This window comes from Geoalkalibacter subterraneus (genome assembly GCF_000827125.1).
In the GTDB taxonomy this organism is placed as follows: Bacteria; Desulfobacterota; Desulfuromonadia; order Desulfuromonadales; family Geoalkalibacteraceae; genus Geoalkalibacter_A; species Geoalkalibacter_A subterraneus.
The window spans coordinates 2,495,323-2,507,859 of the sequence record NZ_CP010311.1 but is presented as its reverse complement, the minus strand read 5'-3'; the positions used below and the strand labels follow the sequence as shown (position 1 = coordinate 2,507,859).

At 54.7% G+C, this 12,537-nt stretch carries 10 protein-coding genes, 1 tRNA gene and 1 pseudogene; 8 read left to right on the top strand and 4 right to left on the bottom strand.

Translation table 11 applies throughout. The features are described 5' to 3' along the window. Positions 1-44: 44 nt before the first annotated feature. A complete protein-coding gene (locus GSUB_RS11650; protein WP_040200925.1) occupies positions 45-542 on the bottom strand; it encodes a ferritin-like domain-containing protein in 498 nt (165 codons plus the stop codon). 202 nt (positions 543-744) lie between these two features. Here GSUB_RS11650 and GSUB_RS11645 point away from each other — a divergent pair, with 202 nt between their 5' ends. Next, complete coding sequence (locus tag GSUB_RS11645) at positions 745-1,440, top strand: SatD family protein (RefSeq protein ID WP_040200924.1); 696 nt, start codon at positions 745-747, stop codon at positions 1,438-1,440. On the opposite strand, the gene GSUB_RS11640 is transcribed toward GSUB_RS11645, so the two are convergent. Continuing rightward, positions 1,420-2,283 carry an MBL fold metallo-hydrolase gene (locus tag GSUB_RS11640; RefSeq protein ID WP_052464889.1) on the bottom strand — a complete coding sequence of 288 codons (864 nt, stop codon included), beginning with the start codon at positions 2,281-2,283 and terminating at the stop codon, positions 1,420-1,422. The genes GSUB_RS11645 and GSUB_RS11640 overlap by 21 nt on opposite strands. 138 nt (positions 2,284-2,421) lie before the next feature. Here GSUB_RS11640 and GSUB_RS11635 point away from each other — a divergent pair. From GSUB_RS11635 to GSUB_RS11610, 6 genes and pseudogenes are all read left to right on the top strand, one after another. After that, positions 2,422-2,498 (top strand) — tRNA-Arg (locus tag GSUB_RS11635). A gap of 294 nt (positions 2,499-2,792) precedes the next feature. Next, positions 2,793-3,219, top strand: a pseudogene (gene tnpA / locus GSUB_RS11630) (IS200/IS605 family transposase). A gap of 386 nt (positions 3,220-3,605) precedes the next feature. Then, a complete protein-coding gene (locus GSUB_RS11625) occupies positions 3,606-6,287 on the top strand; it encodes a DEAD/DEAH box helicase (protein WP_040200921.1) in 2,682 nt (893 codons plus the stop codon). Between the two features lie 20 nt (positions 6,288-6,307). Continuing rightward, positions 6,308-7,390, top strand: a complete 1,083-nt coding sequence (locus GSUB_RS11620; RefSeq protein ID WP_040200920.1) for an SWIM zinc finger family protein — start codon at positions 6,308-6,310, stop codon at positions 7,388-7,390. Between the two features lie 188 nt (positions 7,391-7,578). Continuing rightward, positions 7,579-7,878 carry a hypothetical protein gene (locus tag GSUB_RS11615; RefSeq protein WP_040200919.1) on the top strand — a complete coding sequence of 100 codons (300 nt, stop codon included), beginning with the start codon at positions 7,579-7,581 and terminating at the stop codon, positions 7,876-7,878. Then, a complete protein-coding gene (locus GSUB_RS11610) occupies positions 7,878-8,216 on the top strand; it encodes a hypothetical protein (RefSeq protein ID WP_040200918.1) in 339 nt (112 codons plus the stop codon). Before GSUB_RS11615 ends, GSUB_RS11610 begins: the two co-directional genes overlap by 1 nt. A gap of 176 nt (positions 8,217-8,392) precedes the next feature. On the opposite strand, the gene GSUB_RS11605 is transcribed toward GSUB_RS11610, so the two are convergent. Next, positions 8,393-9,259 (bottom strand): RluA family pseudouridine synthase, encoded by an 867-nt coding sequence (locus GSUB_RS11605; protein ID WP_040200917.1) that lies wholly within the window; start codon positions 9,257-9,259, stop codon positions 8,393-8,395. A 152-nt stretch (positions 9,260-9,411) separates the two neighbouring features. Between GSUB_RS11605 and GSUB_RS11600 the strand changes: the two genes are divergently transcribed. Then, complete coding sequence (locus GSUB_RS11600) at positions 9,412-11,154, top strand: chloride channel protein (RefSeq protein WP_040202448.1); 1,743 nt, start codon at positions 9,412-9,414, stop codon at positions 11,152-11,154. Between the two features lie 73 nt (positions 11,155-11,227). On the opposite strand, the gene GSUB_RS11595 is transcribed toward GSUB_RS11600, so the two are convergent. Then, positions 11,228-12,529, bottom strand: a complete 1,302-nt coding sequence (locus GSUB_RS11595; protein WP_052464887.1) for an NRAMP family divalent metal transporter — start codon at positions 12,527-12,529, stop codon at positions 11,228-11,230. Positions 12,530-12,537: the final 8 nt, after the last annotated feature.

Here is a 12,537-nt window from a genome sequence, read left to right as displayed (position 1 = left end):
ATCGAGGTACCGGCTTTTTTTTGTTGTTGCAGCAATGTCCCAGGTTATTCGCGGACGTAGGTGTCGATGTCGGTTTCGTGAACCATCCCCATGAGGCGGGCATATTCCGACTCGATCAGTTGATAATGCTGATGTGTCGATTTGGCATTGGCCTCATAAACCGCTTTGACCTGAGGATCTTCAATTTTAGCTGCCATCTCACGCAGACTCTTTTCCAGATTCTGCTCTTTCTGCATCGCCAGCTCCATGGCCTTGCGCTCGTTGAAATCCGAGATCAGGGCTTTCTCCATGTCGGTGAGCCATTCCCCTTCCTTGACCGGATCGGAATTGATAAATGTTTCAAAATCCGGCAGATCGGAGCCTTCATAGACATCGAAAAACTGCTTGGCGTGATCGCGTTCTTCTCGCGCCAAAAGTTCGAATGTCTTCTTCGCTTCAACATTTTTCATGTTCTTGGCGCCCAGAGCATAAAAATCCATCGCATTTTTTTCAGTCTGGACCGAGCGTTTGACCGCTTCTTGCAAATTGATTTTTTCCGCCATTCTTCTCTCCTTTTCTACGTGAAATAACTTTTCCGATAAGGATAGCAGAACTTTGGAAAATTTCTCGGATTCTCTGGAAAAAGGCTTGCGCGCAAAGGCTTCTGGTCCTGTTCAGTTGACAGGCCGTAATTATCGGTTAAACCTTAAATCGTGCCCAATGTCGGGCTATGTCCTTTTATTATCTTAATTTCACGAGGGATTCATGAAGTACGCTCCCCGTTCAGTTTGTATCAATGGCGATCTTGTCCCGATCGCAGGCAAAAAGCACCAGGAGGATCTCACCGCGCGCCTGCAAGATGCGCTGGCCGAAGCCAACAAACGCTTTGGTGAGCAGGCAGATCTGCCGCTGGAACTACATGCCGGAAATGAATGGCGTGGCTTGGTTCGCACTCTTTCGGCTGCTTTTCAGGTCGATTTTTTTCTGCGGCAGCGCCTGTTCCCCATTAGAATCGCCACCGGCATCGGGGCGGGTGAAGTGTCCGATGGCTACATTGATGACCGTAATACGATCGGCGGGCCGGCGGTGATACGAGCGCGTCAGGGAATCGAGCGCGCCAGGCGTCACCGGGGTGGAGTTTTTCTCGCCACTGGAATTGTTCCTCTAGATACAGGTGCCAATACCATCTCCATGCTGCTGCAGACTATTTTCGAGACCTGGACACGCAAGCAGCTTGAGGCTTATCTTGCCTACCGCAAGCATGGAACCGAGGCGCTGGCCGCTGAAAAGGTCGGCATTACTCAGTCGGCTCTGCATCAGCGGCTGGCGGCAGCGCGGGCTAAAACCTATGAGTTGGCCGGGGAGCAGTTGCTCTGGTTTGTCGATCATTTTCCCGCCGTTGAAGAAGATGTGGACGCAGGGAAGGGGGGCAAAAAAGGGTTAATATTCCCCCTCTCTTAGATGAGAATGCAGATCTTGGTACGCTCTTTCAATGTTGGCGGATAAAAACTGCTGAAACCCCGGAAGCGTTTCATAGCGAGGGAGGCTGAATTCTTTCTTGATCTGCTCCAGGGACTTACCCTCCTCAATCATCTGCAGGACCTCTGTTAAAAACGCTTTGAGAAATTTTTTGTACGCGACCAGGTCCTCGGTGGATCCAACGTTGCCGTAGCCGGGTATGATTTTTTCAACCTTAAGGCGCTCAAGAAATTCCAGAGCCAGAATCCATTCCTGCATGTGGCCGTCACCAAGATAGCCGGTCGAGCCGTTGTAGAAGAGATCGCTGGTGAACAGGATGCTCTCTTCCGGGAGATAGACGACCGTATCCCCGCGACTGTGGCCGGCTTCCATATTGGTCAGGATAAGAGTGCGGCCGCCGCGTTTCATGGTCAGCCCCTCGTTGAAAAACATCACTGGGAATTCGATCTCTCGAACTTCCTGCTCCAAATCCTTCCAGGTCTGCCAGGACATGAGCACATCTTTGCCCGGCGGAAAATCAAGATCGATATAGGCATAACCGCCATGGTGGTGGGTCAATACAAAGCTGCGCACCGGCTTCATGGTGGCCTGAGCCACCTGGGCTGTCAGGTCACGGATTGCACCGCCGGTAAAATGCGCGCCCGCCACCACCACATCTTCCTCGCACTCCACGACCAACGCGTTGGATGACGCCTGCCCCCCGGGCACCACCAAGGCTGCATAAATGCCCTCATCGAGCTTTTCAAGTCGATAGCTCGAAGGGGCTGCGAAAGAAGCTGGAACCGCCACCAGTAAGACCACGAGAAGAGCTAAGAATATACGCATAATGTCAAAACCCGATCTTTAAAATTAGCCGATTTTTACTTTACCAGGATTCTGACGGGGAACACAAGTTTTAGCTGTACCGATTGCCTTTTTTCATGTTGCATTTGAATCATGGATAAGATATACAAAGCAGTCCATGCGCAATTAGCTCAGATGGATAGAGCGTCGGCCTCCGGAGCCGAAGGTCGCAGGTTCGAATCCTGCATTGCGCACCAAGAAAATTCAAGGGATTAGCGATTTTTCGCTAATCCCTTTCGTCTTTTGTGCTTCAAGTGCGCATTTCATATGCCGCGCTATCAATGGTTTAAGGTGAAAGGTCGTCCACTCGTCGAGGGATAAAACGTCTCGGCCTTGACGAAGTCGCCGGAATTTAGTAGGTTTTAATTGAGACTTTCAGTAAACCACCGGCTCTGCCGGTGTGACTAGAAAAGGCTTTGCCGTTCCAGCGATTTATAAGACATTTCCTCCCGAGGAAAGCCCCTAAGGGAAATCCCGCAGGAGGAAATGCCATGCGAGAGTGGCAAAGTTTTAGCCCATGTAAAATGGGAGTGCAAATACCATGTAGTGATCGTACCGAAGTATCGGAAGAAGGCCCTATTTGGGCGGATTCGCAGGGAGATTGGGAAGATCATCCGGCAGTTGTGTCGCCAGAAGGAAGTTGAGCTTATCGAAGGGCACGCGATGCCCGACCATGTTCACCTGGTGCTGAGTGTTCCACCGAAGTACAGCATTGCGATGTTCGTTGGATATCTGAAAGGTAAGTCAGCCATCCATATCCATCGGCAGTTGCAAGGGGTGAAGAAGGGCTTCACCGGGAAGCATTTTTGGTCACGTGGGTATTGTGTCAGTACGGTCGGAATGGATGAAGAGACGATTCGAGCGTACGTCAGGAATCAAGAAGAGTTGGACCGGCAAGGAGAACTCGACTTAACTTAAACCCTTAGCGAGTGATTCTGGCTGGTTCGGAGAATCTCGTACCAACTGTGTAAGAAACTGTGCTGCCACTGGTTGCGCAATTCGGTTGGAGCGGCTGGGAAGGCAAGAAGATCACCGGAGCGATGCTGAACGGCTTTCCTGGTGCCCCGGATCGGGCACGACGCCGCGCTACAACGGGTCATGATTGACCTCTTGGCCTTCCACCCCGAACAATCCGCAACGTGGGCATAGAAGGCTGTCCTGAATAGCAATTAACAGCGAGTTTATGAATGGCTGAATGATGCTCTCAGCTTCTCAGTTCTTTTTTGCGTTTGAATGACTCCGAAATGGAGTGTATTTTATACATCTATCCCATTCAATAGAATCTGAAGGAAGTTGCTACAGTTGTGGAACTGACTCTTAATCCCTCCGGCCATCTGGTGATGGTCGAAACCTCCGATTCCGATACATCGAAGTATCGTTATGCCAGTATTGTCCGTGCCTTCGCTGACTCTGCGCCGGCTGGGATCATAGCGCTGGCAGGGGGGAAAGCTGCGCCGGACTGGCCTGTTGCCTGGCTGTACTGGCGCGATTTCGGCGCCAGATATCTGCAGCAACTCTGTCAAAACCAGTCAACTGCCAAACGGCTTGAGCCGTCACCAAATCTTGACGCTGCAACTCTGGCCGCCCTCCATTTGAGTATTCCCCCTATGCCAGGTGCGGAATACTGTAACCCCGAGGTTCTTGCAGTGATCTGGCGCAACCTCGACACTTGGACGCTGGCATCGATTGCCCGCGATCCCGATGGTTTGGCCGGGTTTCTGCACCGCCATGCGCCTCTTTGGCGGCAGGTCGGCCGGGTCTGTTTCCATCTGGCTGAAAATCAGCACGACTCTGAATTTCCGTTTGCCTTCATGGCGACCTATATTCCCCGTCTCGGTAAAAACGCCCGCGCCCAGCACCTTCCCCTGAGCCAGGCTTTGCGCGAGCACGCCGGAGCCAATAACAGAGAGGCGCTGTTGTGCCTGATGGAACCGGTCTACGAAGCAGGTAATCGTTGCCCCTGGGTGAAGGATCTGCTGGAAAGCAATGATATTTACCATCCGCTGGCGTGGACGCCCGAGGAGGCTTATCCTTTTTTAAAAGAAGTTCAGGCTCTTGAAGAGAGCGGACTGGTTGTGCGGCTGCCTGATTGGTGGAAGAAGCGCCCCCGCCCCAAGGCCCAGATCACCGTCGGCTCAAAAGTCGAAAATACTCTCTCGGCTCAGGCTCTGCTTGATTTTCAGGTACAGCTGACCCTGGACGGCGCCCCGCTGACGCCGGAGGAAGTCGCCACTCTGACCGCCTCCGGGGAAGGGTTGGCCATGGTGCGCGGCCAGTGGGTCGAGGTGGATGGCGAAAAGCTCCGGGAAGCTCTCGAACAATGGCAAAAGGTAAAAGCCGAGGTCGGAGATGACGGACTTTCGTTTATCGAAGGGATGCGCTTGCTGGCGGGAGTTCAGCGGAATCTTTCCGGCCAGGACGCCATGCTGGAAGAAACGGGTTGGGCTTACGTGGAGGCCGGTGACCGGTTGCGCGAATTGCTGGCCGGGCTGAGGGATCCCGCCCGACTGGAAGCGGTTCGAGATCTTCCCGGCTTGCAGACGAAGCTGAGACCCTATCAACAGACCGGTTTGAACTGGCTTTGGTTTCTCTCGGAACTGGGACTCGGCGCCTGCCTGGCCGATGACATGGGCCTGGGCAAGACCATTCAGGTCATTTCCCTGTTGCTGGCTCAGAAGGGTCACGGGAAAAAGCAAGCTCCCAGCCTGCTGGTTCTGCCGGCCTCGCTCCTTTCCAACTGGAAGAGCGAGTTGGAGCGTTTTGCCCCATCCCTTAAGACTGTTTGTCTGCATCCGTCGGAAATGGAGCGCCGGGACCTGGAACAAATCGCCGCCGATCCCGAACCGGCCCTGGCTTGTGTCGATGCGGTGCTGACGACTTACGGTATGCTGCAACGTCAGGATTGGCTCCAGAAACCGAGGTGGAACCTGATTGTTCTGGATGAGGCACAGGCGATCAAAAATTCCGGCACGCAGCAGACCAAAGCAGTTAAGACTCTTTCGGGCAAGTCCCGGATCGCCTTGACCGGAACCCCCGTGGAAAATCGGCTTTCCGATCTCTGGTCGCTGTTCGATTTTATCTGTCCCGGCCTGCTGGGATCGGCGACCCGGTTCAAGCAGTTCATCGCCTGCCTGGAACAGCATGATCCCCCGTCTTATGCGCCTTTGCGCGCACTGGTGCAACCCTATATCCTGCGGCGTCTCAAGACCGATAAGAAAGTGATCAGTGATCTTCCCGACAAGGTCGAGGTGGCGGCATGGTGCGGTCTCAGCAAGTTCCAGGCTCGGCTTTACGGTCAGGCGGTGAAGGATCTGGCCGCTGCGCTTAAAGAGCAGCAGGAGGGGATGAAGCGTCGAGGCCTGATTCTTTCATCGCTGATGCGTTTCAAGCAGATCTGCAATCATCCCGATCAGGTTCTCGGTGACGGTGACTTTGCCGAAGAGCGCAGTGGCAAATTCGCAAGGCTGCGGGAACTTGTCGAAGAGATCGCGACGCGGCAGGAAAAGGTCTTGATCTTTACCCAGTTCCGGGAGATGACCACGCCGCTGGCGACGTTTCTAGCCCAGGTGTACGGTCGTTCAGGCCTGGTTCTGCATGGCGGGACCCCGGTGGCGGAGCGGAAAAAATTGGTCGATCAGTTCCAACGTGACGAGGGACCACCTTTTTTTGTACTATCCCTCAAGGCCGGCGGAACAGGTCTCAACCTGACGGCCGCCAGTCATGTCATTCATTTTGACCGCTGGTGGAATCCGGCGGTGGAGAATCAAGCGACCGACCGAGCGTTTCGGATCGGTCAAAAAAAGAATGTGGTGGTGCATAAATTCGTCTGCAAGGGAACGGTGGAAGAAAAGATCGATGCATTGATCGCAACCAAGGCCAACCTGGCGACCGAACTGCTGGAAGGCGCGGAAACGCTTCTGACCGAGATGAACGATGAAGCCTTGCTGCGTTTAGTGACCCTCGATATTGAAAAGACGACGATATGATCGCGGGAGATATCTAAGATATGAGCTATTACGGGTGGGCTCCCTACGTCACAGTGGCGGAGCGTCGGGCCAAGGCCAGGAAGCATCTTGAAAAGATGAAAAAGAAGGGACTTGCTGTTCAACCGGTGGAACTGAGCGGCCGCAAGATTGCCGCTTCTTTCTGGGGTAAAGGGTGGTGTGAACACATGGAGTCATTCGGCGATTATGACAACCGCCTGCCTCGGGGCCGGAGTTACGTCAGAAACGGATCAGTCTGTCATCTCGACATCGCGAATGGCCGGATCGATGCTATCGTCAGTGGTTCCGAATTGTACAACGTCCAGATTACCATTACACCGTTGAATAATAATAAATGGGCCGCCGTCAGGCGCGCCTGTTCGGGTAAAATCGCATCTTTAATCGATCTGTTGCGAGGAAAACTCGATCAAGGGGTCATGGAAGTCGTGTCGGACCGAAAGGAGGGTCTTTTCCCCTTGCCCGGCGAGATGCAATTCGACTGTGATTGCCCGGACTGGGCCGGCATGTGCAAGCATGTTGCCGCGGTGCTTTACGGAGTGGGGGCCAGGCTTGATCATGCCCCGGAAATGCTTTTTGTGCTCCGCGGGGTCAACCATGAGGAGCTGGTCGATGTTTCCGCCGCTTTGGCCGATACGACCCGAAAAGGCAGCTCGCGACGGCGCATTGCCGCGACCGGCATTGCCGATGTTTTCGGCATCGACCTGGCCGAAGCCGATAACCTGGATGTCGAATGTCCTCCCACTCCGTCCAGGAAGTCACGACCGGGTAAAACGTCCAGATCAACTACCGGCCGATCAGAACCATCGGCTAGCCCGACAAAAAATCCAGTAAAAAAGGCAATTCAAAAGGGAATGGATAACGAACCGTTACCGAAGGTTCCCTTCCCCGATCCACTCACCGGCAATGCCATCTTCGACTGGAGGTCGTCCCTCGGCGAGTCTCAGGCCCAGTTTGCGTTACGACTGAAAATAACTGCCAGCAGAATTTCTCAATGGGAAAAAAAGAAAGAAAGGGCCATCGGCATGCAGAGCCGGACCCTTGCGACGCTGCAGAAAGCCTGGAATCTGACCGTTTGTGGCCACTGACTTTTCCTGAACGAAAAACATTGGGCGACGTTCGCTAATGGCTCCCTGGCATTTGACTGGAGGAAAAGCATTTGCCCGTTGATCAGTTGTAATTGTCCGATGTCAGAAGCTGCCGATCACATCAATAATACTTGCGCAACAAAAACGGCATTGATAGAATTACTATCAAACCTAGCGAAAGGGGAGCCATGTCAAAGCGCAACCAGATCAACATCACCCTCGATGAGACGGAGATGAACAATGTCAACGAATACTGCCGCGTTCACGGCATGACACCGCAAGGCTTTTTCAAGGTCGGTGCGCAACGTCTCATCGACGGGGATATCCTTGAACAAAAAGCTGATCTCATGACTATGCAGGCGATGCGGGAGATGAAGGCGGGGCTTTCTGCGCCGATCGATGATCTGCTCGAAATGATTGAGGAAGATAAAAAGATAGGAGAAAAAATGGTCAGAAGCGGTCATCTCCCGGCCAAGAAGAAGCGGTGATGGCCAGCAAATACAAAAACATCCGCCAGACCCCGACCTTCATTGCCGCCTTCTCCGAACTGAGGACCCACCTTCGGGAGAAAAGCCCGGTTGCCTACCTGGCGTTGCCGTCTGCAATGACGACAATTCTTGATGTCATTGAGAAGCATCCTCGCGCATGGCCGGTTAAGCGGAAAATGCTGGGAGGAAACCAGCATGAATTTCATCTGGCAATAGTAGATCTCGCCTATAGACGTATCCATGTTCGGTACTATGTCGATGAGGACGGCATCTGCTATCTTTTGACTGCCTGGATTGATGGGCAGGACGAGCCAAATTATATAATCCAAAACCACTGATGCCCCGCGGCTCCGGCGGTTGGAGCTATAAAGCCCGCGATAACTTCTTTGTTTTCAATGGTCCCCTCTTGGGCCATTTTTTTACCTGATTAGGATAGAAAAAAGGGGACAGGCTACTTTTTAATAGGAAAAGTAGCCTGTCCCCTTTTTGAGGTCCTGTCCCCTTTTTGAGGTCTTTATATTGTGAGGCCGAACTTCTTCAGCGCTCTGTTCAGTTCGGCGGGCAGTTCCGACCGGATTGAAACCGGCTCATGGCTGAAGGGGTCGGTGAATTCAAGTTGACCGCAATGCAGAAACAGCCGGTTCAGGCCGTCTGCCTTCGGCCCCTGATAACGCTTGTCACCGAACAGCGGGTGTCCGATATCCTTGAATTGGCGTCGTATCTGGTGCTGACGGCCGGTGCGGAGCACGATGCGCAGGAAAGATGCCCTGGAATTGGCGGCCAGGCATTGATACGCGGTTTCGGCTTTTTTGAGTTTTCCCTTGGCGGGAATCTCCGAAACCAGAATGCCGCTTTCATCCATCTTCCCTGAAACCAGGGCCAGGTAGGTTTTGGTGACAGGTTGCGTCATCATCATCTGACCCAGCACCGAGCAGGATTTTTTCCCTTTCCCAAACATTGTGAGACCGGAGGTTTCCAGGTCGAGTCGCTGAATGGGCGCCACCCTGAAGCGCTCGCCCTGGTCTTTCATGCATTGCCATATCCGGTCGGTCAGGTTGTCCTCGTCGTGACCTTCACCGGCATGGGTTGCCAATCCTGCGGGCTTGTCCACGATCAGAATATTGGGCGTTTCATAAATAATAGACGGAGATCGTTGTTCAGAGGCGTTGCGCAGTTCGCGCAGGCGGGCGCTGTCCGGTAAAAAAATCCGATCTCCTGAGGCCAGAGGTTTGGTCATGGAAAGAGGCCCTTGCGGATCGCGGATTTTACCGGACTTGAGCAGCTTCCGCAGATAAGAAAGAGGGGCTGCAGGTATTCTTGCCTGCAGAAAGCGTTCGGCAAGCATGCCCGCTTCTTCATCAGTGACAATCATCTCATTCATGTCGGCAGCATACCTTTAAACGGTGTGTGGGACAATCTTTCCCGCACCGCCCGCCGAATTGAAAAACTGGCTTCAAATGACAAAGCCGGTTGGCCATGCTAGGCTTCTCCTATCACGCCTGAGCCACCGGAGAGCCCGCATCCGTGAAATTCATGTGGAAATACAGCCCAAGCCGTGACAACCTGATCCTGCTGTTACTCATTGCTATTGTGATCGGGCTGGTGACCGGGATTCTTGCCATTGGCTTCCGTTATCTGCTGCTTCTGACCACGGGGCTGTTCTGGCCTGACCCGCAGGCCATGCTGGAAGTCAACCAGCAGTATCCCTGGTATCTGGTGGTTGCGGTGCCGGTTTTCGGCGGTCTGTTGATCGGTCCGTTAATCTGCCGCTTTTCGCCTGAGTCACGTGGTGCCGGGGTGCCTGAAGTCATTGAAGCTGTTGTGACCAGGGGCGGTGCAATCCGTCATACAACCGCGCTGTTCAAAACCCTTTTCACGGCTTTGTCCATCGGATGCGGCGCCTCTGTCGGCCGGGAAGGGCCGGTGGTGCATATCGGCTCTTCTGTGGGCTCCTCGCTTGCGCAGTGGATCAAACTGCCGGTGGAGTGGAAGCGGGTTTTTCTCGCCTGCGGCGCGGCTGCCGGGATCGCCGCTACCTTCAACGCGCCGATGGCGGGGATGCTGTTTGCCGCCGAAATCATCCTGGTTGATTTCCAGGTCCGCTATCTGAGTCATATCGCCATTTCAGCCGTTACGGCGACGGTGGTTTCCCATAAGTTTCTCGGCAGTTTTCCGACCTTTCAGATTCCATCCTACGAACTTGTCAGCTATGCAGAACTTCCCCTTTATGGCCTTCTCGGGCTGCTCGCCGGGCTGTTGTCGGTCCTTTTCATCCGCTCTGTGTCTGCTGCCGAGGATCTCTTCACCCGCGTCGGCGTGCCGTTTCAGTTCAGGCCGGCTATCGCAGGGCTGATGCTGGGTCTTATGGCCCTTGGGTGGCCCCATATCCTTGGCGTCGGTTATGAGACCATCAATCAGGCCCTGACCGCGAAGATGGGAATCGCTCTCATGGCGGTGGTGCTACTGCTCAAACTTGTCGCCACGGCGGGTTCAGTGGGGGCGGGTTTCTCGGGCGGCATCTTTGCCCCGTCCCTGGTGCTCGGTTCGCTGCTCGGCGGCGTATTCGGCGCCTCGGCCGGTCGAATATTTCCGGGGGAGATGGGCACTGCCGCAGCCTACAGCCTGATCGGCATGGGCGCGGTGGTGGCCGGAACCACTCTGGCGCCGATCACCGCAATTTTCACTATTTTTGAACTGACCTATAATTTTGAAATCATCCTGCCGCTGATGACCTGCTGCATCATCAGCCTGGTGACGGTGCAGAAAATCTACGGTTATTCCATCTACGAAACCAAGCTGCTTCGCAAGGGGGTGCGCATGGTGCGCGGGCGCGATGTCAATCTGCTGCGCACCATGAAGGTCGGCGATTACATGGCGACCGATTTCGAGACGGTTCGTCAGGATATGGTGCTGGGGGAGATCCTCGAAAAATCCGAAAAGAGCCACTACCCCCATTTCCCGGTGGTTGACTCTGAGGGGCGCCTGGTGGGGATGCTCTCCATGAGCGATCTGCGAAGCTTCCTGGCCCAGCTTGGCGATCTCAGCAATCTTGTCGTTGCCTCGGAAATCATGACCAAACGGGTGATTATCGTGCGCCCGGACGATCACTTCGAGACGGCCTTTGAGATCTTCGAGGGCAAGCAGATCTCGACCCTGCCGGTGGTTGCGCGCAACGGTAATCTCGTCGGTATTCTCAAGAAAAGCGACCTGCTGCTGGCTTATAATCAGACCATCCTGAAGATCAATGTGCTGGACAAGATCGGCGGGAAAAAATAGCCACTGGTGCGCAAGTCAACAAGTAAACAACGTCCCCGGGCTTTGAATTTTGCGTCCCGCGCTTCGCGTCCCCTCAATAAAACACTTTCACGTAAACAAACCCCGCCGTCATCAGGACGAAAAAGATTATCCCTGCCCAACTCAGGATTTTGAGAATGGCCCCTGGACGCTCCTCTTCGGGCACGTTTGCGCCGTTCATGACCTTGTAATTGATATAGGCGAGGATGGGCGAGGTGATAAATGAAATGACGGCGGCGAAGGCGAGCAGCTGAATCAGGTTCTTGACGTAAAACAGCACCAGGGCGCAGGCCCCGGCCACGGAAACCGCAATCCAGATGCGGTGGATCAGTTGAAATTTCTGCACGGAGAAGCCGCCGATTAGGGCGCAGCAGGCCGCAAGCGAGCGGGGATAACCGTCGACGCAGGTCATGGTGGTGCTGAACATGGTGACGAAAGCGGCGGTGAGGATCAGAGGTTTTGACCATTCGCCGATATGCCCTGAATAGAGGCTGACCAACTGCTGGGAGAAGACGATACCGCTGTCGGAAAACGACTCGCCCGTCCCGAACATGACCAGCTTGCCGAGGGCGAGGAACATGACCGCCAGGACCACAGCCATGATGTAGCCGAGATAGAAGTCGATGGAGGTTTCGCGGCTGGTGGCGAAATGTCCGGTTTGGCGCTCGCGGCTGAACATCCAGAGGGACGACCAGGTCGAAAGATCGACGGGGGCGGGCATCCAGCCCAGCAGGATAATCAGAAACGCGAACGACCCCCAGGTCCAGGGGCTCGGCGGAACAAAGTCCGCAGGCGCGGGCGATCCTTGGAAAAATGCCAGCGCGACGGCGACAAAGGTCGTCAGGGCCAGCAGGATGACCACGACTTTCGCGACCGAGTCGAGCAGGCGGTAGTGTCCCAGGAGAATCAGCGCCATGCACACCAGCAGGATGATCACCGTCAGGCCGGCAATGCCGATCCCTCCGATCCCGTAGCCGGCAAACAGCGCCCCGCTGAGCATGGCGACGCCGGCGATATTGATGATGCCGGTGAGGATGTTGACCAGCAGAAAGATGTAAAGGTAGATAACCCCCTGGCGCTGGTAGCCGGCCAGCAGGCTCTCGCCGGTGGCGGCGGCGTAGCGCTGGCCGTAGAGGAAAAAGGGGAATTTCAGAAGATTCGCTAGCAGGATCAGCCCGATAAGACTCCAGCCGAACTCGGCGCCCGCCCGGGTCGACCACACCAGGTGCGAGCCGCCCACCGCCGCGCAGGCGACGAGAATCCCCGGGCCGATGGCTTTCCACAAATCGGCGCGGGAGGTTTGACGAGAGGAGCACGGCAACGACGGACTGCTTGAATTTGATTCGTGATTTTTCATTGCTTTTC